The organism is Cytobacillus oceanisediminis 2691 (assembly GCF_000294775.2).
Lineage (GTDB): Bacteria > Bacillota > Bacilli > Bacillales > Cytobacillaceae > Cytobacillus > Cytobacillus pseudoceanisediminis.
The window spans coordinates 4,777,030-4,803,689 of the sequence record NZ_CP015506.1; the positions used below are offsets into that span (position 1 = coordinate 4,777,030).

28 protein-coding genes are annotated in these 26,660 nt (G+C 42.3%); 10 read left to right on the forward strand and 18 right to left on the reverse strand.

Features of this window, described 5'->3' with window-relative positions; genetic code table 11:
- Positions 1-42: 42 nt before the first annotated feature.
- From A361_RS23980 to A361_RS23995, 4 genes are all read right to left on the reverse strand, one after another.
- Entirely contained in the window at positions 43-792 is a 750-nt protein-coding gene (locus tag A361_RS23980; protein ID WP_157888559.1) for an IucA/IucC family C-terminal-domain containing protein, read from the reverse strand.
- The gene (locus tag A361_RS23985) at positions 789-1,613 is read right to left on the reverse strand and encodes an ABC transporter ATP-binding protein (protein WP_009331753.1); all 825 of its coding nucleotides are present in this window, start codon (positions 1,611-1,613) and stop codon (positions 789-791) included. The genes A361_RS23980 and A361_RS23985 overlap by 4 nt, the downstream gene beginning before the upstream one ends.
- 82 nt (positions 1,614-1,695) lie before the next feature.
- Complete coding sequence (locus tag A361_RS23990; protein ID WP_019383266.1) at positions 1,696-2,751, reverse strand: FecCD family ABC transporter permease; 1,056 nt, start codon at positions 2,749-2,751, stop codon at positions 1,696-1,698.
- Positions 2,751-3,752, reverse strand: a complete 1,002-nt coding sequence (locus A361_RS23995) for a FecCD family ABC transporter permease (RefSeq protein WP_019383267.1) — start codon at positions 3,750-3,752, stop codon at positions 2,751-2,753. The genes A361_RS23990 and A361_RS23995 overlap by 1 nt, the downstream gene beginning before the upstream one ends.
- Positions 3,753-3,976: 224 nt before the next feature.
- Between A361_RS23995 and A361_RS24000 the strand changes: the two genes are divergently transcribed.
- The 4 genes from A361_RS24000 to A361_RS24015 all read left to right on the forward strand — a co-directional run bounded on the left by A361_RS24000 (position 3,977) and on the right by A361_RS24015 (position 8,855).
- The gene (locus A361_RS24000) at positions 3,977-4,945 is read left to right on the forward strand and encodes an ABC transporter substrate-binding protein (RefSeq protein ID WP_019383269.1); all 969 of its coding nucleotides are present in this window, start codon (positions 3,977-3,979) and stop codon (positions 4,943-4,945) included.
- 225 nt (positions 4,946-5,170) lie between these two features.
- On the forward strand, positions 5,171-6,664 hold the full coding sequence (locus A361_RS24005) for a spore germination protein (protein ID WP_009331757.1): 1,494 nt from the start codon (positions 5,171-5,173) through the stop codon (positions 6,662-6,664).
- Between the two features lie 35 nt (positions 6,665-6,699).
- Positions 6,700-7,800 carry a GerAB/ArcD/ProY family transporter gene (locus A361_RS24010; protein WP_009331758.1) on the forward strand — a complete coding sequence of 367 codons (1,101 nt, stop codon included), beginning with the start codon at positions 6,700-6,702 and terminating at the stop codon, positions 7,798-7,800.
- Complete coding sequence (locus tag A361_RS24015) at positions 7,797-8,855, forward strand: Ger(x)C family spore germination protein (protein WP_009331759.1); 1,059 nt, start codon at positions 7,797-7,799, stop codon at positions 8,853-8,855. The genes A361_RS24010 and A361_RS24015 overlap by 4 nt, the downstream gene beginning before the upstream one ends.
- Positions 8,856-8,888: 33 nt before the next feature.
- Here A361_RS24015 and rodA read toward each other — a convergent pair whose 3' ends face one another.
- The 3 genes from rodA to A361_RS24035 all read right to left on the reverse strand — a co-directional run bounded on the left by rodA (position 8,889) and on the right by A361_RS24035 (position 12,583).
- Complete coding sequence (rodA, locus tag A361_RS24020; protein WP_009331760.1) at positions 8,889-10,061, reverse strand: rod shape-determining protein RodA; 1,173 nt, start codon at positions 10,059-10,061, stop codon at positions 8,889-8,891.
- A 399-nt stretch (positions 10,062-10,460) separates the two neighbouring features.
- Positions 10,461-11,243 carry a DUF4931 domain-containing protein gene (locus A361_RS24025; protein WP_019383270.1) on the reverse strand — a complete coding sequence of 261 codons (783 nt, stop codon included), beginning with the start codon at positions 11,241-11,243 and terminating at the stop codon, positions 10,461-10,463.
- A 575-nt stretch (positions 11,244-11,818) separates the two neighbouring features.
- Entirely contained in the window at positions 11,819-12,583 is a 765-nt protein-coding gene (locus tag A361_RS24035) for a FixH family protein (protein ID WP_019383272.1), read from the reverse strand.
- A gap of 301 nt (positions 12,584-12,884) precedes the next feature.
- On the opposite strand from A361_RS24035, the gene spoIIP reads away from it, so the two are divergent.
- Genes spoIIP through A361_RS24050 form a run of 3 tightly spaced genes read left to right on the forward strand, consistent with a single transcriptional unit; the run spans position 12,885 to position 15,001 of the window.
- The gene (spoIIP, locus tag A361_RS24040) at positions 12,885-14,018 is read left to right on the forward strand and encodes a stage II sporulation protein P (protein ID WP_019383273.1); all 1,134 of its coding nucleotides are present in this window, start codon (positions 12,885-12,887) and stop codon (positions 14,016-14,018) included.
- Entirely contained in the window at positions 14,005-14,187 is a 183-nt protein-coding gene (locus tag A361_RS24045; RefSeq protein ID WP_019383274.1) for a hypothetical protein, read from the forward strand. The genes spoIIP and A361_RS24045 overlap by 14 nt, the downstream gene beginning before the upstream one ends.
- A gap of 40 nt (positions 14,188-14,227) precedes the next feature.
- Positions 14,228-15,001 carry a (S)-benzoin forming benzil reductase gene (locus A361_RS24050; RefSeq protein ID WP_236887933.1) on the forward strand — a complete coding sequence of 258 codons (774 nt, stop codon included), beginning with the start codon at positions 14,228-14,230 and terminating at the stop codon, positions 14,999-15,001.
- Between the two features lie 31 nt (positions 15,002-15,032).
- Here the strand turns inward: A361_RS24050 and A361_RS24055 are convergent, their stop codons facing one another.
- The 5 genes from A361_RS24055 to A361_RS24075 form a co-directional block, all read right to left on the reverse strand.
- The gene (locus A361_RS24055) at positions 15,033-15,668 is read right to left on the reverse strand and encodes a histidine kinase (protein ID WP_009331766.1); all 636 of its coding nucleotides are present in this window, start codon (positions 15,666-15,668) and stop codon (positions 15,033-15,035) included.
- Between the two features lie 244 nt (positions 15,669-15,912).
- Positions 15,913-16,647, reverse strand: a complete 735-nt coding sequence (locus A361_RS24060) for an amino acid ABC transporter ATP-binding protein (RefSeq protein WP_019383276.1) — start codon at positions 16,645-16,647, stop codon at positions 15,913-15,915.
- A gap of 18 nt (positions 16,648-16,665) precedes the next feature.
- Positions 16,666-17,367 carry an amino acid ABC transporter permease gene (locus A361_RS24065; protein ID WP_009331770.1) on the reverse strand — a complete coding sequence of 234 codons (702 nt, stop codon included), beginning with the start codon at positions 17,365-17,367 and terminating at the stop codon, positions 16,666-16,668.
- Positions 17,354-18,175 carry an amino acid ABC transporter substrate-binding protein gene (locus tag A361_RS24070; protein ID WP_009331771.1) on the reverse strand — a complete coding sequence of 274 codons (822 nt, stop codon included), beginning with the start codon at positions 18,173-18,175 and terminating at the stop codon, positions 17,354-17,356. The genes A361_RS24065 and A361_RS24070 overlap by 14 nt, the downstream gene beginning before the upstream one ends.
- A 106-nt stretch (positions 18,176-18,281) precedes the next feature.
- Positions 18,282-19,109: a DUF2935 domain-containing protein gene (locus A361_RS24075; RefSeq protein ID WP_009331772.1), complete on the reverse strand. Its 828-nt coding sequence runs from the start codon at positions 19,107-19,109 to the stop codon at positions 18,282-18,284.
- Positions 19,110-19,237: 128 nt separating this feature from the next.
- On the opposite strand from A361_RS24075, the gene A361_RS31315 reads away from it, so the two are divergent.
- Positions 19,238-19,369 (forward strand): hypothetical protein, encoded by a 132-nt coding sequence (locus A361_RS31315; RefSeq protein WP_019383278.1) that lies wholly within the window; start codon positions 19,238-19,240, stop codon positions 19,367-19,369.
- A gap of 252 nt (positions 19,370-19,621) precedes the next feature.
- Here A361_RS31315 and A361_RS24080 read toward each other — a convergent pair whose 3' ends face one another.
- From A361_RS24080 to A361_RS24100, 5 genes are all read right to left on the reverse strand, one after another.
- The gene (locus A361_RS24080; protein ID WP_009331773.1) at positions 19,622-19,834 is read right to left on the reverse strand and encodes a hypothetical protein; all 213 of its coding nucleotides are present in this window, start codon (positions 19,832-19,834) and stop codon (positions 19,622-19,624) included.
- 103 nt (positions 19,835-19,937) lie between these two features.
- Positions 19,938-20,516 carry a peptide deformylase gene (gene def, locus A361_RS24085; RefSeq protein WP_019383279.1) on the reverse strand — a complete coding sequence of 193 codons (579 nt, stop codon included), beginning with the start codon at positions 20,514-20,516 and terminating at the stop codon, positions 19,938-19,940.
- On the reverse strand, positions 20,509-20,700 hold the full coding sequence (locus tag A361_RS24090) for a helix-turn-helix transcriptional regulator (protein ID WP_009331775.1): 192 nt from the start codon (positions 20,698-20,700) through the stop codon (positions 20,509-20,511). The genes def and A361_RS24090 overlap by 8 nt, the downstream gene beginning before the upstream one ends.
- A gap of 234 nt (positions 20,701-20,934) precedes the next feature.
- On the reverse strand, positions 20,935-22,425 hold the full coding sequence (locus tag A361_RS24095; RefSeq protein ID WP_009331776.1) for a potassium/proton antiporter: 1,491 nt from the start codon (positions 22,423-22,425) through the stop codon (positions 20,935-20,937).
- 567 nt (positions 22,426-22,992) lie between these two features.
- On the reverse strand, positions 22,993-23,469 hold the full coding sequence (locus tag A361_RS24100) for a GNAT family N-acetyltransferase (protein ID WP_019383280.1): 477 nt from the start codon (positions 23,467-23,469) through the stop codon (positions 22,993-22,995).
- A 270-nt stretch (positions 23,470-23,739) separates the two neighbouring features.
- Between A361_RS24100 and A361_RS24105 the strand changes: the two genes are divergently transcribed.
- Together A361_RS24105 and A361_RS24110 are read left to right on the forward strand one after the other, a co-directional pair.
- Positions 23,740-24,594, forward strand: a complete 855-nt coding sequence (locus tag A361_RS24105; protein ID WP_019383281.1) for a DUF4097 family beta strand repeat-containing protein — start codon at positions 23,740-23,742, stop codon at positions 24,592-24,594.
- 127 nt (positions 24,595-24,721) lie between these two features.
- Positions 24,722-25,414: a C39 family peptidase gene (locus tag A361_RS24110; protein WP_019383282.1), complete on the forward strand. Its 693-nt coding sequence runs from the start codon at positions 24,722-24,724 to the stop codon at positions 25,412-25,414.
- A gap of 229 nt (positions 25,415-25,643) precedes the next feature.
- Here the strand turns inward: A361_RS24110 and A361_RS24115 are convergent, their stop codons facing one another.
- Positions 25,644-26,651, reverse strand: coding sequence for an LLM class flavin-dependent oxidoreductase (locus tag A361_RS24115; protein ID WP_019383283.1), 1,008 nt, complete (start codon positions 26,649-26,651; stop codon positions 25,644-25,646).
- Positions 26,652-26,660: the final 9 nt, after the last annotated feature.

Below are 26,660 nucleotides of genomic sequence, written 5' to 3' on the forward strand. Positions count from 1 at the left end.
TTGATTAGTTCAGCTATCAATCATTGGGATAAAGCCGAAGTTTCATTTTATCCTGAAGGCCTGAGGACATGTCCCGCATCGTTTTCCGCTGCTGGTCAAATAGGAATAGCAGCATGTTTTTCTTGGCCTCACCGTTTGGCCGGTACTTTCAATCAGTATTTTAGTACTGTCAAATTTCTTTAAGGGATTCGTTTTTTCGCAGCCGAACAAATTGCCTGAAGCCTTTTCCAGGATAAACTCAAAATCTTCAGCAGCCCTTTCAGAATGTGTTTCCAAAGGCAAAATCTTCTCGTAAAGCCAGAAGAGATAAATCGCTATATTCTCCCAAAGAATTAGTTTAGAAACATTTGCTTCGTTTGCTATTCTATTCAGCATCGGAAAAATATGGCCATTAAAAAGAGTCCGCAAAGCATCCTCTCTCCATTTTTCCCTTTCCTCCTCAATTTCTTGGCCTTGAAGGTGAATAAAACTAAAGCATGGAAGCCATAGTCCATCTTTTTCCTGACTGACAAATGTTATATTTTCAGGCCTTATATCTAATTTGATGTTCCAGGATGTCATGCTATACAAGTAAATTACAGGCAGAAAGGCATATCTTTTAATTAAAATAGAAGCAGCCGTTTTCTTGTCAGTTGCTCCTATATGATTTTTCACTTTATCCAGGTATGGACCTGTCTGACTCGAATCCAGCAGCTTTTTCACTTCAATTGTTAAAGGAGAACCTTCTCCTGAATCCAGGACAAGTCTGAACTGCCCGAGAGCTTCTGCCTGTTCTCCAGTTAATTTAATCATTCCTGGAATCCTTGCCCTTTTAAAATACATCTGCCCTTCCCATAAGGAATGCAAAGCGGCGTGCCGAATAATGGATCTATCGTAACCTCGCATTCCATGCCAAATACGGTTTTGACTAATCCGCAATTGATGACATGTTCAGGCTTGCCCTGAGCGAAAACCTTCTGATCCTTTATGGCAACAATATTATGGGCATAGCGGCAGGCTAAATTCAGATCATGCAGCACCATGACGATGGTACGCTCTTCAATTTCATTTAATTCAAATAATAAATCCAGTATTTCAATTTGGTGGGTCATATCTAAATACGTAGTAGGCTCATCAAGCAGAATCGTATCAGTATCCTGAGCCAACGTCATGGCAATCCAGGCGCGCTGGCGCTGTCCGCCCGATAATGAATCCACTGTCCGATCTTTCAATTCCTCCATGCCTGTAGCCTTTAATGCATTTCTGACCTTTATTTCATCTTCAGTTGACCATTGCTTCAGCCAAGTTTGATAAGGGTACCGCCCCTGTTTGACAAGCTGAAGCACTGTGAGTCCTTCTGGAGCAGAAGGGGATTGGGGCAGAATCGCCATCTTTCTGGCAACATCTTTGGTTGAAAGTTTGGCTATAGCCTCACCTTCCAATAAAACGGCACCTGATTTCGGCTTTAGCAGCCGGGCAATGGACCTTAGCAATGTCGATTTTCCGCAGCCATTTCCACCAATAAATACTGTGATTTCTCCCTTGGGAATTTCCAGGTCCAATTCATTAATAATAATGGTTTCCCCATATGACAAGGTTAAGTCTTTTGTTGCGATCGCTTGCCCTGCTGTCATTTCTGCCCTCTCCTTTTCCTTAATATCTATATCTATAGGCTATCCATTTACCAGTACGATACGAGTTTCAAGCTTTTCCAGATTATGCGTTTCTTGTCTTGAAAAGCAGGTAAATAAAGTAAGGTGCTCCAATGCTGGCTGTAAATACACCCGCCGGGATTTCAAGCGGTGAGAACAAAGTCCTGCCTATCAGGTCGGCTGCCATCACAAGGATTCCTCCAATCAGCGCAGAAGCCGGAAGCAAAGCGCCAAAAGCAGAGCCAACCAGCCTGCGGGCCATATGAGGAGCCATCAATCCAACAAAGCCTATCCCGCCGCCAAATGCAACAGCTCCGCCAATTAATGCTGTGCTGACCATGAGCAGAAGAAACCGGTATTTTTGGACTGTGCTCCCTACACCCTTGGCAATATCATCGCCAAGTTCCTGGATATTGACATTTCGTGCTAAAACAAAGGCAAGTATCAGAAACACGATGGTCCAAGGGACCAAAATTGTGACATTATCCCAATTTGAACCGTAAACAGTCCCGGTTATCCAAATATTTGCCTGGCTTGCCTGGTAAATCGGCCCAAAGACCATCATCAAGGTGGTGAGTGCCTTCATTAGGGCTGCAAGCCCGATCCCGATTAAAACAAGCCGTACTGGTGATACCCCATCCTTATAGGCGAGAAAATAAACAAGGAAGGCCAAAATAGCAGCACCCGCGAAAGCTGCAAGAGGCATCCAATTAATACTTACAGTTAATGCATTATTTTTATCACTAAAAAAAGCAAGAAATGCTACAACTGCTGCAGAGGCCCCTCCTGTAATCCCGATTATGTCAGGAGATGCAAGCGGATTTCTGATAATCCCCTGCAGGATTCCCCCGGCTGCAGCAAGCGCCATTCCTACCATTAAGGCAACGATAATTCTTGGAAGTCTGAATGACTGAATGACCAGTCTATCCATATCCGAACCCCCGCCAACGAAAACCTGCACTACCTTCAGAGGGCTGATTTTCATTTCACCCGTGCCGGTGCAGATGACAAATACTCCGGCAGCAGCTGCTGCCAATAATAAAAAAGTGATAAGTGCTTTCCGGTTTACTAAAAAAGAAATTCTATCGCCAAACAGGCGCAAGTTATAATATTTTTTCATTACTGATTGAACCCCCTTCTGGCAATATACACAAAGAAAGGAGTTCCAATTACAGCTGTCATGACGCCAACAGGAACTTCCTGCGGCATGATGATATACCTTGATGCTATGTCCGCTACAAGAAGGAGCATCCCTCCGAATAGACCCGCATAAGGAATGACCCAGCGATGATCAATGCCGACAACCGCCCGGGTTAAATGGGGAATGACAATGCCTAAAAAGCCGATAGGACCAGCAACAGCTACCGCTCCTCCTGACAGAAGCACAATAACAATGCCCGCACCCAATTTCAGCAATCCTGTTTTCAAGCCCAGCCCCTTTGCGACATCCTCGCCCATTGATAAGACGTTCAATTTCCCCGCAATGATCAGGGAAAAGATCCAGCCGGCTAATAAATATGGAAATACAGCTGCGAGGGTGTCCAGCTTCCTTCCCGATACCGATCCTGCCAGCCAAAATAGCACCTGTTCCAGGGCAGTCTCATTAATAACGAGGAAGCCTTGTGTCATCGAAGCAAACATGGCACTCATCGCTGCACCGGCAAGGGTCAATTTCATGGGGGTCAGCCCTTCCCTGCCGATAGACCCAATTATATATACGAATATAAATGAAACGGCAGCTCCCAGAAATGAAACCCATGTAAAGACCTGAAGATTACTAATTGAAAAAAGCGTTACTGTAATAACGACTGCAAATCCAGCACCTGCGTTTATTCCAAAAATTTCAGGAGCAGCAAGGGGATTCTTTGTCAATGTCTGGAGCAGTACACCTGCAATCGCAAGGCTTGCCCCTACGGCCGCCGCAATCAATGCTCTCGGCAGACGGACTGATTGAATGATTATGTGTTCATTCGTTCCATCGAATTGGGTAAAGGCATCAAATGCCATCTTCCAGGTTGTGTCGGTATACCCGTATACAATACTGAAAGACATTAATACTAATAATAGGAGCATAGCTGCAAATAGCCCAGCCCACCTCAGAGAATTTGTTTTTAATAGCATAGCGAGACCCTTCTTGCGTCTATTTAATAAGGTTTAGTTACATTTTCAGTCTATTGTACAGAGGATTAGCTGTCAATGAGTTTGAAAATCATTTTCATTGATGATTTGAAAAAATTAAATGAAAATGATTTTCAATTACCTATTGACATTTTACCGTGGCCACATTACTATAAAAATGTCAAATGAAAATGATTATCATTAACAACGCGATGGAGGAGTACATAATGAAATTCAAATCTTTACTTGCCATTCTTTCAGTTTTCACAATCTTGTTCCTGGCAGCCTGCGGGAACAACAATGAACAGGATGAGACAGCTGACAAAGAAAAAGAAGGAAGCAAAACAGAAAATACAGGTTACACAGTTGAGCATGCAATGGGCACAACTAAGCTTGATAAAACACCTGAAAAGGTCGTAATTCTGACAAACGAAGGTACAGAAGCATTACTTTCCATGGGTGTTACTCCAGTCGGTGCCGTTCAGTCCTGGACTGGTGATCCATGGTATGAACATATAGCAGAAGATATGAAAGATGTTCAGGTTGTGGGAACAGAAAGCGAAGTCAATGTAGAAGCAATTGCAGCGCTGCAGCCGGACCTTATCATCGGAAACAAGATGCGCCAGGAAAAAATCTATGATCAATTAAATGATATTGCCCCTACTGTTTTTGCTGAAACATTGCGCGGAGACTGGAAGGAAAACTTTGAGCTTTACGCTAAAGCACTGAATAAAGAAGAAGAAGGCAAAAAAGTCCTTGCTGATTATGACAGCCGCATCCAGGAAATCAAAACAAGCCTTGGCGACAAAATAAACCAGGAAGTTTCCATTGTCCGCTTTATGGCTGGAGATGTCCGTATCTACCATAAAGATACCTTCTCTGGTGTAATCCTTGACCAAATCGGTTTTGCAAGACCTGAAAGCCAGAATGTTGATGATTTTGCAGAAAAAAATGCTACAAAAGAGCGAATTCCTGCCATGGATGGAGATATCCTATTCTACTTCACATATGAAACTGGCGACGGTGAAGCAAGCCAGCTTGAGAAAGAATGGATTGAAGATCCACTATTCAAAAACTTAAAGGTATCCCAGGACGGCAATGTCCACAAGGTTAATGACACAATCTGGAACACTGCCGGCGGAGTCATAGCTGCAAACCTGCTTCTGGATGATATCGAAAAATATTTTTCCAAGTAATCTCAACTCGTGATTGCGCTCCCATAATACCCCCTCTTTTATAGGAGCTCAAATATATTAAAAGGAACCTGAACCAACCAGGTTCCTTTTTTATTTTTCCATATTACATTTTCCCGATCTTACCTGCCGTACATCCAAACCCTTCTTTTTTTATTGCCTTCCATTCATAAGTTTTCCAAAACCGGCAACAATAAGCGTAATGCCGAAAATGATGGTGATTTTCCTATGAGAAACTGGTTGAAAAACAAACGGATTAAAGAGGATATCCAGCATAAGGATTGGGAAAAATCCTTGATTAAATCCAAAGACTTCAAAAAAATATTTTATTATAACCAAAAAACAAATGTGCGCTTTGGACTTACTTTCATGGCTACTTTAATTGATGAAAATATTATTCAGGATGGTGTTCTCCCTAATCTTCTGGAAGAAGAATTCCGGGAAATAGAGGATATTAAGCAGCTTGTCCCTGTGGCCGATGTACAGATTTGTGATGACCCTTCTCTAATCGAACAAAAGCTTTTAAATGGCTACGTCATGCTGACGATTGAGACAGAACTTAAACATTTCGGCTTTATAGCTGCGCAAAAAGAAATCGTCAGGGGGTTAAGCCAGCCTGAAGTTGAATTTTCGGTTATCGGCCCTAAAGAAGCCTTTGTAGAGTCAATGGGCCAAAATTTAAACTTAATCAGGAAACGTCTTCCGGTAAAAGAACTGATTATTGAAGAGTTTAAGCTAGGAAGCCTGTCAAAAACCGCTGTAGCCATGCTTTATATGGAAGATATCACAAATGAGGATAATGTAAATACTGTCAGGCAGAGACTTACAAACGTGAAGTTTGATGCCATTACAGACAGTTCTTATATTGTACAGCTGATTAGTGATAACTCCAATTCCCCTTTTCCTCAGTTGCTTGATACGGAGCGGCCTGATAGGGTCGCGGGAATTTTGGCAGAGGGAAAAATAGCCATTGTGGTTGACGGCTCACCCCATGTGTTAATCACACCAACCACGCTTGTTGAATTTTTCAGTTCTTTTGAAGATTATTTTTTAAATTGGATTTTGTCTTCTTTTTTCCGGCTGATCCGGTTGTTCGCGGTTGCGTTTTCCATTCTAATTACACCTATTTATGTAGCAACCCTTTCATATCATTATGAACTTATTCCAAAAGACTTGCTGAGCACATTAATTACATCAAGACGGGAAATTCCGCTCCCTCCCATTTTGGAGGCATTATTTCTGGAGCTGACCATTGAACTGCTGCGTGAGGCAGGAGCCCGCCTTCCGACCAAGGTCGGCCAGACAATCGGTATCGTTGGAGGAATCGTAATCGGGACTGCATCTGTAGAAGCAGGCTTGACGAGTAACGTCCTGCTCATTATTGTAGCTCTCGCCGCTCTCGCCTCCTTTACAACACCTGTATACAGGATGGGCAATACGATCCGCCTGCTTCGCTTCCCTTTCCTGTTTTTTGCAGAACTATGGGGCCTGCTCGGGATTGTGTTTTGTTTCTGTGTACTGCTGACTCATTTAATAAGGCTGACCTCACTTGGAAGGCCATTCCTTGAGCCGCTCTATCCGCCTCGGGTTATGGATATGAAAGATGCCCTTATCAGGCTTCCATTTGAAAAGCAATCCAAAAGGCCGATATTTTTACGGACAAAAAATCCAATCCGTTTCAGTAGGAAAAAGGCCAAAGAGAAAAAAGATATCGACGAGTAATGCCCAATGTACCAACTTAAGTGGAGGTGAACCAGATGAAGGAACAGCCAGTACCAGAGAGATTGCAGATATCTCCCTTTTTAGTATTTTACTTGGTCATGTCCATGCAAATTGGGATCGGTGTGTTAGGCTATCAGAGGATTATCGCAATGGATGCAGGATACGATGCCTGGATCTCCATATTATTTGCCGGCGCATGCATTCATGTAATTGTTTGGATGATCTATAAAATTGGCGATACCGTTGGCGGCGATATTGTAACAGCACATAAATACGTCGTGGGTAACTTTCTCGGCAAGGCACTCTGCTTCATTTTTATTGGCTATTTTATCCTGTATTCCTTAACAGTAGTAAGGACATTTATTGAAGTCATACAGGTTTGGATGTTCCCTGAATTAAGCACTTTCTGGTTCTCCTTCGGTTTTATGATTCTTTGTGTTTATATTATTTTTGGAGGATTTAGAACGGTAGTCGGTACAGCCTTCTTCGGGCTTGTTCTGCCGGCTTACCTCCTCCTCACATTCGGCTGGGCGATTAAATTCTCCAACTTTTACAATCTGTTGCCCATCTGGGATCATTCCATTAAAGAACTGCTTACAGCTTCTTATCATATGTCCCTTACTTTCATTGGGTTTGAGATCATCCTTTTTTTCTATCCATTTATTAAAGAACCAAAAAAATCGCAGAAATGGGCTCATCTGGCCGTATTAACAACTACTCTTATTTACACTATTCTAGCCATCATTACTTTTGCCTATTTTTCTGAAGACCAGCTGGCTAAACAAATTTGGGCCAGCTTAACGATGTGGAAAATAGTTGAGATGCCCTTTGTTGAACGATTTGAATATATCGGGATAGCCAACTGGAACTTAATCATCCTTCCTAATGTTTGCATTTCCATTTGGATCGCCTCCAGACTTATTAAAAGGGTATTTAACATCCGCCAGAAAGTGGGAGTGTTTTTTGTTGTTGCAGCAGTGCTTTCCGTTATACATTTTCTGGACACAAGAGAAAAAATTAATATGCTTAATAACTATGTTGGAAAAATGGGATTTGCTTTTACCTTTCTTTATATTCCTTTGCTTTTCGCTGCTGTAATGATCGCCAAGAAGCTAAAAAAGGGGAAGAAGAAATGAAGAAGCTAATACTGCTCTGTCTCGTCTTGCTGCTTTCCGGCTGTGTGGATAAAGAAATACTAGATGATATTAATATTGAAGTAGGAGTGGGCTACGATTTAGCAGATGATTTAAAAGACAAGTATAGAGGTACTGTATTATTTCAGGAATTTCAGCCTGATAAAAGTGTGATTAATCGGACATTTTCCGGAAGTGGAAAACTGCGCCAGGACCTTCTGCTCGAAGTGACTAAACAATCATCAGAGCCAGTCGTAACAGGAGGGTTAAAACTGGCAGTCTTTGGACCTGAGCTTTCCAAGAAAGGAATTTATGATCTTGTAGATTCCTTTCAAAGAGACGCAAGTATCGGAGCACGTGTATTTGTTGCAACTTCGGAAGGGAAGGCAGAAGACATGTTAAATGGTGAGTATGGAACACGAGGAAACTCAACCTACATCTACAATCTAATCCAGCATAATATTGAACATCGGGATATTCCTAAAACCAACTTGCATATCCTAGCCAATGATTATTACCAGGAAGGCAAGGACCCATTTCTGCCGCGTCTTAAAAAATTAGATGATGATAAAGTGGAAATAGCCGGCATCAGCCTTTTCAGCAAGGATAGGGAAGTAGAGGTCCTTCCTGTGAAAGACATGTTCTTTTTTAAATTGCTGGTCGATAAATATAGCGAAGGAAACTTCGATGTTAAGTTAAAAAAGGACGAGTTAGCTGCTGTAAAGAGTTTAAGGTCCAAGCATAAAATTAAGATAACTGATCATCATGCTTCCATAACCATTAACATTGAAGGGATTATTCGTGAGTATACCGGAGATAAGTTAGCATCAGAGGTTGTTGGCGCCGTTCAAAAGAACCTGGAGAAAAAGGTCGAAAAGGAATGCCTCAGACTACTAAAACAGTTTCAGGAACTCGGAATTGATCCAATTGGGCTCGGCCAAATGAAAAAATCCAAGCATCGGAATTTTGATTTTAAAAAGTGGGAAGATGATTATAAAACGCTGAGTTTTGATGTAAAATGCAATGTAACAATTGAGGAAACCGGCGTAATTGAGTAAAAGAGCGGGCTTTCACAGCCCGCTCTTTCAATTTTAATCATTTGTCGAGAACATATATTTTTTATAGTGATAACGAATCGAGAAAATCAGCCCCATGGCCAGCATATTCCCCATCAGCGAGCTTCCTCCATAGCTGATGAAAGGAAGCGGTATGCCTGTGATTGGCAAAAGGCCGATAGTCATCCCGATATTTTGAAAGACATGGAATGTAACCATGCTGATGACACCTACACAAATATAGGTATAAAAGTTGTTTTTGGTTTCCATGCCGATCTTAGTAATATGGTAAATCAGCAGAAAGAAAAGGCTGACGACAATACTTGCGCCTACAAAGCCAAACTCTTCCCCTACGATACTGAAAATAAAGTCGGTATGGCTTTCAGGCAGATAGACTTCCCTCGTTCCATATCCTTTCCCGCTTGTTTCCCCTGATCCAATGGCAAGGAGTGAGCGTGTCAGCTGAAATCCGGTTGAACTTTGATAGTTATAAGGATCAATCCAGGAATAAATACGCGCAAACTGATATTCCTTTACCCCTAGATACTTCTCAAGAATATCCGGATGCCATAAAACAAAATACAAAATAGTGCCAGCCAGAGCCGCCCCTGTTCCAAATATTGGCGCCAGAAGCTTCCAGCTGATTCCTGAAATGAATATCATGCCAAGCATGATTGCCAGAAATACAAGGCTTGTCCCTAAATCGGGCTGCTGCATAACAAGCAGCAGAGGCACCATAGTTAAACCAACCAGTTTAATGAGCAGCCATAAATCAGTCTGCATGGTTTTGTATACATTTTTTTGATGATGCTCGTCAATTGTTTTTGCCAAAACCAGAATAATAAACACTTTAACAAGCTCGGCAGGCTGAAGTGAGCCCATACCCGGAACCTTGTACCATGCCTTTGCCCCATTAATGACAGGGGCAATGCTTGATGGCGCCACAATCAGGAATCCAAGCAGTACAATCCCCAGGCCATACACATACCAGGATATCTTCTTCAGCTGATCGGAATCCAGTGTGATTACCGCAGCTATGATTCCTGTTCCAACAGCATACCAGACAACCTGCTTCAAAAGGAAGTTTTCTGTATATTGACCTGTTGTCTGTGCGCTGTAAATGGAAATGGCGCTTACCAGGAATAAAAGCATCAATATTAATACTAAGCCCCAATCCAGCTTAGGAGGTGTATATCGATTTGAGGTCATGATCATTCTCCTTTAAAGAAAAGCGGAAGCGCCTTGCCCACCCCCGACAAGCACAAGACGAGCCTCACGGAAAGGCGTCCTTTGCCTTTCGGCTTGTGACCTCGAGGGGGTAGGCGCTGGAGCTAGACAGTTATCTAACTTCAGAATTTATACATTCTATCAATTAACAAAACCATTTGCCTTTATCTTTTAAGGCATAACGGAGCACAGCGCAAGAAATAAAATATGTACTTCATATAATTTCTCACTACAATATTTCATTATATTTTTTATAGAGATAAATCACAACTTCTAAAAGCGAATGGTTATTATTTCAAATTTTTACGATTACTGAGAATGGTTATTTCCGTCCATATCCGGCATCCGTCGAAGGTACCCATCAATCGGGTATACCAGGCATTAAGGCCTGACTTTAAATTCCCCGCTGAAATATCTCACTTTTATATCATCTCTCATCCATTCAAGATTATTAGGAACCTGAGGGATGCTGTAGCCAATAAAAATTGGCGTGGTAATATAGCGTGGAACAATTTTTGCGTAAATATCCCTGCCCAGCTTGTAGAAAAACAAATTATAGCTATTGCTCGGAAAAGGAAAGGCATTCAGAATATAATGAGCAGCTGTCTGGATGCATTTTGCAAAGTGCGGAATATCATCCTGATCGGCAAGCTTAACGTTGAATTCATAGAAACCGATTCTCGGAGAAGTCGATAAAGTGAACACCGTATTGCTTTCCTCATGAATAAGGAGACCTTCAAAGTCCTCTGCCTGAATTTTTTCCTTGTAATCAATATTTCTCAATCCGACAATTTGCATATGTGGATGGGCGATACTCCCCCCGGATAATGGGCCGTGGTTTTTGAAAAATAACACAGATTCATATTCTCCGCTCTTTTCCATCTGAAGCCAATGCTTCAACCCAAATGAAATCAGCCTGACCAAATGCTCCTCTGAATAAATGGACAGCTCTCCGTCACATTGATCCGTTTCAATCAGCACGGTCTGATAGGAACTTTCAAGAACAGGAAACTTATTTTTCAGCAGAATGATTGAATCCTCAACGGCGATGATATCCGTCAGCTCCTCCCTTGCACAAAAAGGGCAGCTTATATCCTTATTCCGAATGCTATTAGGCTTTTGGACCCCAATCCCCGTATTAAAATGCAAATGTGTATCTGACATCTCTTTGACACCTGCTTTTCTGTAATCTCTCCTTTTATTTTATCATGAAAATGGCAGCGAAGTACCTCAGGCAGTTTCTTGGGTGATTTTGACCGAAGAAGCCCCGGGTTCGGACAGACTCTGGACTTTTTCTGCCTTGCCTGTCCGAATTTGCCCCGGGTTCGGACAGACTCTGGACTTTTCCTGCCTTCCCTGTCCGAACTTGCCTCAGGTTCGGACAGACTCGGGCCCTTTTCTGCCTTGCCTGTCCAAACTTGCCTCAGGTTCGGACAGACTCTGGACTTTTTCTGCCTTTCCTGTCCGAATTTGCCCCGGGTTCGGACAGAACTCTGGACTTTTCCTGCCTTCCCTGACCGAACTTGCCCTGGATTCGGACAGACTTGGGCCTTTTTCTCGCTTTTCTGTCCGAACTTGCCTTGGGTTCGGACAACAACAGGCAATTTCCTGCCTTTCCTGTCCGAACCTTACCCCGCATTATTTAAAACTACAGCTAAAGTTCATCTGTTTAATTAAATATTTCCTGTCTGACCCAACAAAAAATCAGCAGGGCATGAAAAACCCCGCTGATTAATGCTTTATTGTACCGTTAATTCAGTTTCTGTGTGCTCGTGAATATCGTCGCCTTTTTCAACATGGGTCGTGATCGTGTATGTGCCCGGTTCGGTAAACTGATGGTCGGCAGTGTATTTGCCTGGTTCTGTTTCAGACATGTTCACCCATTGAGGTGTTGCGCCATTAAGCGCAATTTCAAGCTTTACTTTAGCCTCCGCCAGCGGTTCCCCTTCATTATCAACCTTGACAGATAAAGCTGTTTGTTTGTTTGCATGAATTTGGTCAGATGCCTGCAGCTCAATGGATACCTCTCCGCCATGACTGTGAGAGTGGCCTTCTTCATGTCCCTCATTTTCTTGTTCATGCCCCGTTCCTGAGTCCTCCGCTTTTGCCTCGCCAACTTGTACGGAAACCATTGGCATTGTATGCTGGCTTCTAGCCGTTACATGGGACTGAACATAGTAAAGGCCTTCTTCTGCAAATATATGATCAGCGGTATATTTCCCCTCTGAATCATGCTTTGCCTCTGCCATATCACCGTTTTCTTTTTGTCCTTCCTGCCATATTTCAAATTTCACCTCATCCGCATCCGTTACGGCCTCATCGCCCTGTCTTACAGTGACGGCAAGGGTTGCCTCCTCTCCAGGATTAATGGTTTCAGGCACCTGGATGACGGCTTCAATGATTTGCGGCACTTCGTCGTTTTTTGCGGGCTTTTCTTCTTCTGATTGGCTGCATCCGCCAAGAACAAGCAAGCTCGCCATTATGCTGAATAATATCTTTTTCAATTTAGTGTCCCTCTCTTTATCTATATTGTCTTTTGATATTATCAATATAAAAGCCAATTGTGATAAAACAATGAAATTTTTTCAAAAAATAAAAGACCCTCCTTTTCAGGCCTTTTGAGATTTAGTAAAAAGGATTGCTTTTTATAATGTGTTTTATACCAGATGGACGCAAGATCATTCAGGACCGCTTTTTTGCCCCCTTCTTTCGAGATCTCTTCTGCAGCCTCTTTTCATATTAAGGGAATCCCCCATCTTCTAAATCAGCTTATCCGTCATATATTTAGAGAGTGGAGGGATTTATATGAATTCTAAATTAACAATCCATTCTATTTTCTTTTATATAAACAGCTGGCTTTTCAGTATTTGTGCAGTAGTCGCGATCGCTGGAATTGTTACGCTTTATCCGGCTGCCTTCTCTTCATCACAAATGAATGTGCTGCTTAAGGACATTAAAGCCGACCAGCTCTTCATTCACTTTTTGAAAGCTGAAAACCATTATTTTCACAAGGATGTTCCTGCTGAAAGCTACTCCCTATCCGGAACCCTTTTTAAGCTGGCAACCAACACACAGCCGAAGGATATCAGAACATTCCTTGGCCGGGAGCTGCCTGGTTTTTCAATCTTTGACACCGGTATTGCTGTTGCCGGAGAGGGTACCGACTTTACCAACCTGCCAGTGGAATCTGCCCCTCCCCTTGAAGTCCTTTTAAAAGAAAAAGAACTTGCTATGAATGACGGTCAAAATGAAGAAAATACGGCTCCTCCAGTTATTCCGGACAAGAAAGGGGTCCTTATTTACCATTCCCACAGCTGGGAATCGTTCGCTCCGCTTTTAAAAGATGTAACGGATACAGATGAGGCCGTTAGTCCAAATGAGCAGGTGAATGTAATTGCTGTCGGGAAAAAGCTTAGTGAAGAGCTGGCGAGAAAAGGCATAGGTGCTGAGCATGATAAAACCAATATTGCCGCAGAACTGAAAAAGAAGGGCTGGAACTGGGAAAATTCCTATGCCATGTCCAGAGAGACTGTACAATCCGCCATGACAGAGAATAAGGATGTTAAATTCCTAATTGATATCCATAGGGATTCGCTGCCCCGAGGGAAAACAACCGCAGTAATTGGCCAGGAACCATACGCGCGACTATTTTTTGTCGTCGGCAAAGAGCACAAAAACTATGAACAGAATTTAAAAGTGGCTACCGAGCTCCATAAAGCGCTGGAAGCAAAATATAAAGGAATAAGCAGAGGAGTATTTGTTAAAGGAAAAAGTGAAGGCAACGGCATTTACAACCAGGATCTTTCCGAGCGGGCCCTTTTGCTGGAATTCGGAGGTGTGGAAAACAATCTGGATGAACTAAATAACTCCATAAAAGCATTTGCTGATGTATTTAGTGATTATTATTGGAAGGCAGAGCCAGTCAATGCGGAAAATTAAAGCTTGCCATTATTGTCTGCTGTTTACTTTTTTCATCACGTTTATTCTTTACCTTCTGTTTGGCATAAGCACTATTACGGTTTCCTGCCTGTTTTCAGGAATTATCCTCTCAATCATCAATTTAATAGAAGATGAAATGATGGCATTCAGAAAGGACCATAATGGCTGATAAAAGAAAAAATGATTATTTTCTGTTTTAATAGAAGATAATGAAACAGGAAATAGGAGTGATCAAAGTGAAATTAGCTATCATAACAGGTGCATCCAAAGGTTTAGGAGCTTCCATCGCCAAGAGAATGATAACAGAAGGAACTGGCATCATATCTGTATCAAGGACTGAAAACCCTGAGTTGGCAAAACTTGCCGCAGAGAATCAAGTTTTTTTTGCGCAATATTTCTGCAATCTCTCCTCACCGGATGAGCTTGAATCTGCTTTCAGCGAACTGACAGCACTATTGCAGGAAAAACAGCCGGAAACCCTATATGTATTTAACAACGCAGGGGTCATAGACCCCATTGGAACAGCCGGAAATCTTGATCATGCGGCATTAATTCAAAATGCCCACGTTAATCTGATTGCTCCTATTATGATTTCCAACATCCTGATGCGTGAGGTTTCAAGTGAAATGACCATTGTCAACATTACTTCAGGTGCTGCTGAAAGGCCCATACAGGGGTGGAGTGCTTACTGCAGCACTAAAGCCGGGATAAATATGTTCACGGAAACAGCAGCATTGGAATTGCAGACAGCAGGCAGCAGCCATAAGGTTATTGCCTTTAGTCCCGGTGTTATGGATACCGCTATGCAGGGAACCATACGTTCTTCAGCGAAGGAAGCATTTCATGATCTTGAGAAATTCCAGGCATACAAGGAGAAAGGAATGCTGCGGGATACGGAAACTGTGGCTAATGCACTAGTCGATTTGCTGCTCCAGAAGGAAATTGAGAGCGGAAAAGTTTATTATGTAAATGACTTAATCTAAAAGGCAACAAAAGCCGGCTAAATGAGCCGGCTTATTTATCTCCCAATATATTACTATCTACAACACCATGGTGAATACGGAGCACTTCATGATTATTATCTTTTTGTATAACAAAAAAACCGTTCGAGAAGTCGGAGGATAATTCTTTAAAGAAGATGCCCTTTATTCCATTTTCCTGATCTTCCCCAATGATCAGGTGATAATCGGAGCCTTTTTTGACTATCTGGGCCGGGAGCCCTTTATCCCAGTCGTCAGAGGGATCATGAACCTTTCTTGAAACTTCAACGACATGTATGTCCACCCCTTCAAGCAGCTGGAATAAATCATTGATCAGCGAATGCTTTACCATCCGCTCCAGCTTGGTTTGAACAGCCTGCCCAAGGATAATCTGGGTAATTTTATGCTCCTGTACCACATCAGCTATCACCCTGGCGACTTTTTTGCCCTCAGCATACTTGGAGAGCATATTTAGCCCGTATTTCTCTGCCAAACTTTCGAACAAATATTTTGTCTGAAGCTCGTTAAAGTCAAGCTCTTCCTGCTTCCGGTTTTCCACGTAGAGAATATAGCCATCCCCCTGAAATGCTTCCTTCAGTTTTTTGCCTCTATGGGCCAGTATCTCCGCATGATTGGGATTGCTTACACATATTAGAATATTTTCCTTCATTTTTACACCTCTCCCACGGATTCTATATTCAGTATAGCACGAATACCATGGAATAAACCCCGCGGCAAAAGGGCTCCATGAGAATGTGTTAAAATCAATTAATAATTTTTAGAAAATATGAATAAGAATATCTCTGCCCGGGCATACTAATCCTACAAGTGTAAATCCCCCTTTTTTTCCGCTTCCTGTTAAGGAAGCATTTTTTTTGATAAAAATTGACCTCTGCCAGTATGCAGAGGTCTTTTTATTGAATTAAATTCAGGAATTGGCTGGTGCGCGCTTCTTTTGGACTGGAAAATATCTGTTCAGGCTTGCCGCGTTCTTTTATAATACCGCCGTCCATGAAAATGACTTCATCCGCTGCTTCCCTGGCAAATCTCATCTCATGAGTAACGATCACCATTGTCATTCCTTCAGCGGCCAGGTCCCTCATCACCTTCAGCACTTCTCCAACAAGTTCAGGGTCCAGTGCCGAAGTAGGCTCATCGAAAAGCATAACCTTTGGCTCCATAGCAAGAGCCCTAGCAATCCCAACCCGCTGCTGCTGGCCCCCTGAAAGCTGGTAAGGATAATAGCCGGCTTTATCCGCTAAACCAACTTTTCTTAAAAGCAGCTCCCCCTTTTCCTTTGCAGTTTCCTTTGATTCGCCTTTAACTGTAACCGGCCCTTCCATGACATTTTCCAGTGCAGTCATATGCGGAAATAAGTTATAGTTCTGAAAAACCATTCCTGTAAGGCGCCTGAAGGGAGGAATTTGCCTTTTCGAGACCTGCTGAGAAAAGTCGAGGACTTGATCGCCAATGGCAAGCAGTCCTGAAGTAGGCTGCTCCAGCACATTTATGCACCGCAGCAAGGTTGTTTTTCCGGAGCCGGATGGCCCAATCACTACAACCACTTGCCCTGTTTTCACTTCCAAATTAATTCCTTTCAGTACTTTCAGCTGATCAAATTGCTTATGCAAATCCTTTATATTAATCATCTATAGCACTGCCTCTTTTCATGAAGAAATATATCTGTCAAGACGGCGTTCAAGCCTCCCCTGCAAGATCGAGAGCATGAAGCAAATCACCCAATATATGAAGGCAGCCTGTGTATAGAGAAGTAAAAATTCATAATTGGTTGCAGCTATTTCCTGTGCTCTTCGGAACATCTCTGTAACCAAAATCATGGAAGCCAGAGAGGTATCTTTTACAAGGCTGATGAATGAATTGGATAGCGGCGGTATCGATACCCTGGATGCCTGCGGAAGAATAATTCTCTTAAGCGTCTGCGAATAAGACATGCCAATGGAATACCCCGCTTCCCATTGTCCTTTTGGGATCGAAAGGATGGCTGCCCGGATAATTTCTGAGGAGTACGCCCCTACATTCAGCGAAAATCCTATAATCGCCGAAGGGAAAGGATCAATAATGACACCAATCGTCGGGAGCCCGTAAAAAATGATGAACAGCTGCACAAGAAGCGGCGTTCCCCTTATTGCTGATACATATATTCCCGCTATCGTCTCCAGTGCCTTATTACCCGAAATTCGCGCAAGTGCCGTAAATATTGCCAATGCCAGCCCGAATATAAATGAAATCAATGTTAAAGGGATGGTATAAACAATGGCCCCCTCCAGCAATGGCTGGAATGAATTCTTCCCAATCTCTATCAGTCTTTCGACCCTTTCCGGGTTGGCAAAAATACTACTTAAGTACATCTTCGCCAAACCATTTTTCCGAAATTTTCAAGTAAGTGCCATCCTCCACCATTTCGGTCAAAGCTTTATTAACTTCATTAACCAATGTATCGCTTCCCTTCCTGAACATTAGGCCGCTTTGGGAAGCATCTTCGGATTCATCCGCGATTTTGACTGGAGCATCAGGCTTATGTTTTTTAAAGTCCAAAAAAGACAAATTATCGTTGAGTGTAACATCTGCTCGCTTTGAATTAATCAGCTCAATCGCCTGGTTAAATCCGTCTACTCCTACAATTTCTGCTCCATAAGACTTTGCCAGATCAGCATAATTGCTTGTCATGGACTGTGCGGCTTTCAAACCCTCTATGTCTTCAAAGCTTGAAACTGATTCATTTGATTCATGAGTAATCAAAACAGCAGCAGAAGAAATGTAGGGATCCGAGAAATCATATTTCTCCTGGCGATCAGGTCGAATCCCCACCTGGTTTGCAATCATATCGAATCGTTTTGAATCCAATCCGGCGAACATGGCATCCCATTGTGTTTCCAGAAATTCCGGCTTTAAACCAAGCCTTTTGGCCACTTCCTTTGAGATTTCCACATCAAAACCGGTAAGCTCGCCTTTATCGTCATGGAACGTGAATGGCGGATAAGTGCCTTCCGTTCCAATTAGCAGCTTCCCCTCATCCTGGACCTTTTTCCATAAGTCCTGCTCCTGCTCTTCTGACGCAGGCTGATCCTGATTGTCCGGGTTTGCTTTATTCGTTCCGCACCCTGAAATGATTAAAACAAAACAGATTAGAACAGCAGTAAAAAGAGTCTTTTTCATGTTTGCCTCCTGTTTGAGAAATGATTTTATTTTATCTTTTCCTAAAGTGCTTAGTTTATAGGAGGTCAAAGAAAAAAACCCTCTTTCTAAAAGAAGGCTTAGGATACTAAGTATAAGATGGTTTTTTCAAAGAACATTTAGAAGCTTCTTCCGCCAGTTCAGGTGCATAGTAGCTGAGCTTTTTAATTAAATAGCAGGCTTCAGGGAAATGATGTTCGAGAAACCTCAGGGTTGTCTTATTGAGAATCCTTTTGCCGGCGTATTTCTGGACTATCCCCTTAATGTATTCATTCATTTCAATCACAGCCAGCCCTACATCCCTGGCCATTTCCTGCTGCCGCGGAAATCCTGGCTGCGTAAACCGGAGATATCCTTTCATATGTCGGTTCTGCACCAGGAAACCCTGAAAAATCCGGGTATAAATTTCTGCCTGTTCATTTACAAATACCTCAATGGGATCGATTGAATTTCTCAGAAGAATGATGTGCCCCAGCTGATCCTCAAGCCACAAATCCAGCAAATCAAATAGGGATTGCGGCTGTGGTATAAGCCCTTTTACATAATAGGACAGCAAGCGCAGATATTCCTCATTTTCACTTAATGTGCCGTTAAAATATGTTGGCGAGAGATTAAGATTGATTAAATTATTGATTCTCAGATTCTGAAGCTTTCCTTCAAATTGAAAATAGCCGTTTGCAATTGGCCATATCTCCATGGCCATGGCGATTGCCCCCTGTGTGTTTGCTTCTGAAGATGGAGATAACTGATTAAGCCTATTTCTAAGGTTACGGAAGGCTTGTCTGTATTCATCCGCTCTTTTTACATACTTGCTTTCTGTTGGAGAAAGATTGTCCCTGACAAAAATTGCATGGTCTTCAAGAATCTCCAGCCAAAAGGCATGCTCCTCCCAAGGTGTCAATCCTATCTCATTCATTTAGATCCCCCCATTATAATCCTTTTAGATGTATATGCCATTCATAAAGGAAAGATGAAGGCCGGTCCGGATAAAAAAGGGGCGCTTTAGAAAAAATAAGGAAGCATTTATAAGAAAGGAGAATCGCTATGACAAAAAAGTTCAATAAAGGCAGTAATAATCAAAACTCACCAAGAGGAAATCAATCAGCCATCAGCGGAGATAACAGCAAGGGCAATAAGAGGAATAAAGATCAAAAGGATAAGACTGATTTGGATTAAGAAAAGCGCAAGGCGCCCGCCTACCTAGGAACGCAGACTAAAACCGCCACGTCCTGTGGCAACGTCTGCATGACCCGCATCCTGCGGGCCTCAAGCATAAGACAAGCCGGCTGAAAGGTTGTTCTTTAACCTTTTGGACGGATTGGCTTAGACCCGAGAGCCTATGGCGCCTGGAGCTAGACAGTTATCGAAGTTCAAAGTTATACTTTTAATCTTTTAAGAGAAAACCGGCTTCCTTATCAAAGCCGGTTTCTATTCGTCATCTCCTGAAATTTTAATTGCAGGCGTGTTGTTATAAAGATAGGTTGGAGCCATGTTTTGTGTCCCATCACGATTATTCATAGCTTCTTGCAATTTTAGATTAGCATCCTCTGTTTCTGTCTTGCTGTTCGTTTGGAAGTGAACAGTCTGATCCTCAAGCTTTTCATTAAGCTTGATATTGGTTTCAGCAGTTTTATCATCCATTTGCCTAATCCTCCTTTTGTTATAGTTTGTTATAATCGGTTATAAATTATTTACCACATCCTGTTCCCACAAAACAAAAAGCATAAACCCATGGTCTATGCTTCTAAAAGTTCTCCATAACCGAGTTTTCCGGAACTCTGAACGGATCATTTCTATTAATTCGATCATAAAACATTATTCCGTTCAGATGGTCGATTTCATGCTGCATAATGATGGCCGGAATCCCCTTGAATCGGAGTGTCACTTCTTCGCCTTCAAGATTATGGGCTTTTACCTTAATGCGCTCATAACGGGGCACATACCCTTTTACGTCACGGTCTACTGACAGGCAGCCCTCTCCCTCCGGCAGGAAAATGACACCGACAGAGTGGCTGATGATTTTCGGGTTAATTACGAAATACTCCTGAGGCTCAGCTTTTTCATTGGTAAAATAGGCGGTAAACATGCGTTTGTTAAGGCCGATTTGGTTGGCAGATAGCCCAATGCCCGGACGTAAGCCATATTTCTTTGCAATGGCAGGGTCCTGGCTGTTCTTCAAATATTGCATCATCGCAATCAGCGTTCCGCGATCTTCTTCAGTCAAAGGCACTGTGACTTCTTTTGTTACCTCCCGCAGGATCGGATCCCCTTCCCGCACAATATCTTTCATAGTAATGATTGTATCAGCATTAAATTTACTCATAAATAAACAATTCATCTACCTTTACTTTTAATGTTTTAGAAATTTTAAAAGCGAGCTCCAGTGTGGGATCATATTTATTATTTTCTATGCAATTGATTGTCTGCCTGGCCACACTGCATTCTTGAGCGAGCCTTTTCTGTGTTATTCCCAGCTTTTTTCGTATTTCCTTTATTTTATTTTTCATCCTATCACCTTTTGGGCTGAAACTATTATTATGGTAGCATTTCAGACGGCAGGATGTCCAATACTTTGGACATTAGTTGATGCCCATGAAATTTTTTCGCGAAAAACAGAAGATAATCGCGATATTTTGATTTTATCCGCGATTTTACTTGGTTTATCCGCGAAAAAACACAAATATCCGTGAAATTGCAAAAAAACCAGTGCAGATCTTTCTCCACACTGGTTCCTTATTTGACTACGCCTCTGCTTCTACCAGAGTTTCAGCTGGTTTTTTCTTTTTCAGCAGCAGCTTAAGCTCTCTTTTATATTTTCTCTTAGTAAGGATGTAAAGAAAATCTCCCTGCTCAATTTGGGTGTTGCCTGTCGGAGTAATTAACTCATCTTTACGAATGATTGCATTGACGAGTGCGCCTTCAGGAAACGGGATCTCCATCAGATTTTGCCCGATAATGAATGCATCATCTTCTATTTCGAATTCAATCATTTCAGCATCTGCTTTTCCAAGGGAAACCAATTCCAGGGAATGCATGGGAGTAGCCTTCTCAGGCCCAGTAAGACCGAGCTTTTCGGCTAACAATGTAATCGTTGACCCCTGGATAAGAGCGCTTGTCAGGACAACGAAGAAGACAACATTGAAAATTTCGTGACTTCCTTCCACACCGGATAGCAGCGGGAAAGTGGCCAGCACGATTGGCACAGCTCCTTTTAATCCTGCCCAAGATAAGAAGATCAATTCCTTCATTGAGAAGCCCATCTTGATGGTGGTTAAGAACACAGCAGCAGGTCTGGCAACAAATATAAGAAGAGCTGAAAGAGCCAGTCCTTTTAGCAAAATGTCAGATTGGAAAAGCTCATTCGGGAAGACCAGGAGACCCAAAATAACGAACATCGCAATTTGCATCATCCAGGCAAACCCTTCTGTAAAACGGAAAACAGAGTGGCGATAGGCAATGTCTGCGTTTCCTATCATAATACCCGCCACATATACAGCAAGAAGGCCGCTGCCTCCCAGATAAGCTGTTATTCCATATGTCAGCATGGCAAATCCTGTTGCAAACACAGGATAAAGCCCGCTTGAATCCAAGTTAATTTTATTCAATGACCATATTGCGAATTTGCCAAACAGGAGACCGGCTATTGCTCCCACTCCCATTTGGATAAAGAAGGAACCAACAAGCGAGAAAATGCCGGAGCCGGGAGTCATGATTAACTCAATCATGGCAACTGTCAGGAATACTGCCATGGGATCATTGGAGCCAGATTCGGCTTCCAATGTTGCGGAAATCCTGGATTTTATATTTTGCCCTTTCAATACAGCAAAAACGGCAGCTGCATCAGTCGATCCGACAATCGCGCCAAAAAGCACCGCGACAGTCCAATCCACCCCAAGAATAAACTTTGCAGCCACAGCAACAAGACCAGTGGTAATCACAACACCTAAGGTTGCCAATGATAAGGAAGGTGCAATGACCGTCCGAGCTGTTTTCCAGTTCGTCTGCAGTCCACCTTCAAACAAAATAATGATAAAGGCCAAAACCCCAATCATCTGAGCAATTCTCGCATTATCAAAATAAATGAATTGCCCTAATCCCATCCCGACCGCGATAAAGAGAACAAGAGCAGGCACGCCAAGCCGTGCAGAAAATTTAGTTGTCATAACTCCAGTAATAAACAGAATAGCAGCCAATAGGATAAGTGCATCTGTGTGCCAAATAAATTCAGCCAATACGAATCACCTTCTTTATTTAGATTTAATTAAAGGATATAGGTTATAAAAAATGTTTTATTATTGTTGAGGAATTCTTTTTATGAATCAGTAAAGCTGTATGAAGGAGACAATATCATGCAAAATTAAGTCTCAGTTTGTTCAGACTTAAGTGACTTTTTTACAACGGAGAATTTTCCTTGCTTTTGAACAATTTCTTTTAAAGTGAAGAATGACTTGTGTTCTTTACGAAAAAGGCAGAATTTAATGTTAGCCAGTGTAATGCCCGGAGAAGTGATGACAACAGTTCATGACGGATCTTTAGCATGGTGAAGAGCTGCTGTTAGAAAAGAAGTGACAGTGAGCCGCGAGCTTGGTTTCCAGCATAAGATTATCTTTTGCCGCTTCCGCTGTCTTTATCGTTTTTTTAATGTAACATAAATACATCATAACATATATTATGTAACATTGCACTTCATATGCATGCTTTTAATAAAAATCGGACTTGCCATTAGGCAAATCCGCTAAATTTCTTTAGATAGATGAATCATCTCATCTTCCAGTTTATACTCCTTATATCCGCAGCGTTTATAGAGGTACCGCACTATTCCAGGCAATATTTGTTTCGAGGACAACTTTTCTGTAACCGGCTGCTTTGGCGCGTTCCTCCAGTTGCCGTACCATCATACTGGCAATGCCCTGACCCCGGAATTCCTTTTTTACAGACATTCGCTGCAGCCTGCATTCCCCATTGCCTTCATTGGTCATCGTACCCGTACACACCAGTTCATTTTCAATCAAACCAGCCAGAAAAAGGATACCCTCACCGTTATATGTTTCTGTAAGGTAATTCAAATCAGAATTTAACGAATGGTCAATAAATCCGAAGCGTTCCTGGAATCCATTCAGTATTAATTCTTTTGCAGCAGTCTCGTGATCTTTTGAGATCTGTACAATCTTTAAATCCGATTTAATCATTTTCAGCTCAGCAGCAGCCAGTTTTTTATCGCATACCTCAGGCATACCGCCATTAATTGTTTTTCCATTGACAGTAGTGGTTTTCATAGATTCTCCTGTTTTTTCCTTTTATAATAAGATATTAGCAGTAAAAAGAAAATTCTTTTTAGAAAGTTAAAATAAGCGGAGCTTCTCTCTAGAACTTTTGCTGCTCTGAATACATTCCAGTTTGCGCATCCCCGCCGGACAAAAAAACGTTATACTTTATTCCGTACGCCTCAAGTCTTAGCTGAATTTAAAGCTGGGGCTCAATGTGCATGAATTGGGATTAACATAAAATATAATTAAGAAATTTATGAAGGAAAGCAGGGGTTCATAGTGAAAAGGATTTTCGCCATTTTTATCATTTTAATCTGTTCTTATTTGCTCTTTACCGGCGTAAACAGCTGGCTCAGTTCTGGAGGAAACAGTACCGAAGCTTCTCTCAGCAAGAGGACAGATCATATCAGCATAGATGTATCAAGTTCAGATACAGTCATTATTCCTGAAAAGAGAAATGATGTTAGAGCAGTGCTTGACGGTAAAGGGAAAGTGACCGTAAATAAGTCAGGAAACGAAGTTCGTGTAGAATACGAAAGAAAATGGCTGGACGGCTTTCAGTTTTTCAATAATAAAAGCAATCTGAGGATTTACATTCCTGAAGATTTCAATAAGTCCATGTCAATTGACATTGGTTCAGGCCGTCTGAATTTTGCCGGTGAATCTAAAAGCAAGCCTTTCGAGCTTGAGAGTCTGGATGTTCATATGAGCTCCGGCAAAGTCAGCCTTGCCAACATTAAGACTGATGAATTTGAGCATGAAGGGTCATCAGGGATGATGGAAGCAGATCATATAACTACCCGTGCAGGAGAAATAGATATGAGTTCCGGCAAAGTAAAGATCCGCAACTACCAGGGCAAGCTTGATGCCGGAGTATCGTCGGGACAGCTGGATATAATGGTCGGCAAACTGATTGACTCAATTAAAGTGGAAGCAAGTTCAGGCTTTGTCCGTCTTGATTTGCCTGATGATGCGGGCTTCACCTTAAAGGGCAAAGCAAGCAGCGGCCATATCAGCAGCAATATTGAATTGGATGATGAGAAACGCGATAAAAATGATATTTCCGGCAAACATGGATCTGGAGAACATGACATCCGTATCTCCGTCTCCAGCGGAAAAGCTGAAATTAATTAACTGCTGCATTGAAGTCCGGGAAACCGGGCTTTTTTTAATGCTGAATGAGGATTAAGACTCGACAGCATAGGGAAATAGTCTTATACCATTATTTTGACAAGCGAAATCTCACAAAGGAGTGTGAATCTTGAAGAAAGTTATTTTACTGGCATCCATTCTGCTGTCAGGCTGCTCTTCACCATCCTGGATTCCCGGCCAGGAAAGTGAAACTGAATCCGCAGAGCAGGAGGACGGCAAAGTGTTAATTGATGCCCCTCATTATTCGCAAAAGCCTGAGCTTGAAAGAGGATGTGAAGTAACCAGCCTTGCCATGCTCCTGAATCATGCAGGAGAAGAGACCAGTAAAATGGAATTAGCCGAAAAAATAAACCGTGTTCCTTTCGAAATGGATGGCTATAGGGGAAACATTCATAAAGGCTTTGTTGGCAATATGCAGACATTGGATGAACCTGGACTCGGTGCCTACCATGAACCCGTTGCAGAACTGGCTGAAAGCCATTTGCCCGGAAAAATTGAAGACCTGACAGGCAGCGGGTTCGACAAAGTAATCGAGCAGCTTGATGACGGGAGACCAGTCTGGGTGATCATCACCAGCACTTACGACGTATTGCCTGATTCAGAATGGGAAACCTGGGAAACTAAAGATGGCCCGGTCAAAATAACCTACCGAATGCATGCTGTATTAGTCACAGGCTATGATGAAGATCATATCTATGCAAACGATCCGCTTAAGGAGAAAAATACCCAATACCAAAAGGACAAGTTCATTGCCGGATGGGAACAGATGGGAAGACAGGCAATCACTTATGTGGATAAATAAAAATCGCGAATGTATGGGGATAATTTTTTGTCTCGATCAAGATCACCTATGTGGATAACTCTATTATTTCCTTGGATTATCCACTTAATGTGGATGAATCGGACAAAAAACACCTTATATTGTGGATACTTCTGAAAAATTGAAAAAGTCAATGAATTAGTTATGCACATTTTGAAATATGGGAAGCTCTAAAATAAAAATCATCCTCAATCCGCGGATGATTTGTGAATTACAAATTTTTAACTAAGCCGAAAGCTTCGGCCAGCAGTTTGTAAGAATTTAGCTTGTCTTGAAAGCCATGAATATTGGTAATGACCATAAACTCATCTGTTCCGTAGATTTCGCTGAGCAGCTTCAATTCCTCTTTTATTTTTGCTGGGGTACCAACTAACATCCGTTGGCGGTTTTCAGTAATTTTTTCTTTTTCCACATGTGTGAGCTGGATACCTTCAGCTTCTATGCTTGGGATTAATCTCGTATCTCTCCCTTTTTCAACTGCCAGAAGCCACAGATCCTGGCTCAAAGCCAGCTTCTCGGCCTCTTCCTGTGTCTCAGCGCATACAACAAAAATACACACATTTGCTTTCGGCTCAGACAAAGCTGCTGAAGGCTGGAATTGGCTGAAATATGTATCCATTGCTCTCTTTCCATTGGCGGGATTGATAAAGTGGCCATACGTAAAGGCAGCTCCATGTTCTGCTGCCAGTCTTGCTCCGCGATGCGTGATTCCAAGAAGCCATAATAATGCAGGATCTTCAGCCTGCGGAAAAGCTTTCACCTGCTGATAAGGATGGCCTTCTGGAAGCTCTTTGTTCAAAAATCCCTGCAAATCCCTAAGCTGTCTCGGAAACTCATTCAGACTTTTCCTTACTCCATCTGTCAGGGCAAGCCGGGTGGATGCGGATCCTCCGGGAGACCTTCCAATGCCCAGATCAATTCGTCCTGGAAATAGAGTTTGGAGCACATTAAAATTTTCGGCAATTTTATAAGGGCTGTATTGCGGCAGAAGGATTCCGCCTGAACCGACCTTAATGCGGCTGGTGCTTGATGCAATATGGGAGATAAGAATTTCCGGTGAGGAGCCAGCCATTCCATTCGAATTATGATGCTCAGCCACCCAAAAACGGGTGTAGCCAAGCTCTTCTGCCACTTGGGCAAGCTTGACTGTTTTACGAAAAGCTTCAGCTGCAGTATCCCCTTTTGCCACGACAGATTGATCCAAAACACTGAGCTTCATTAGAACTCC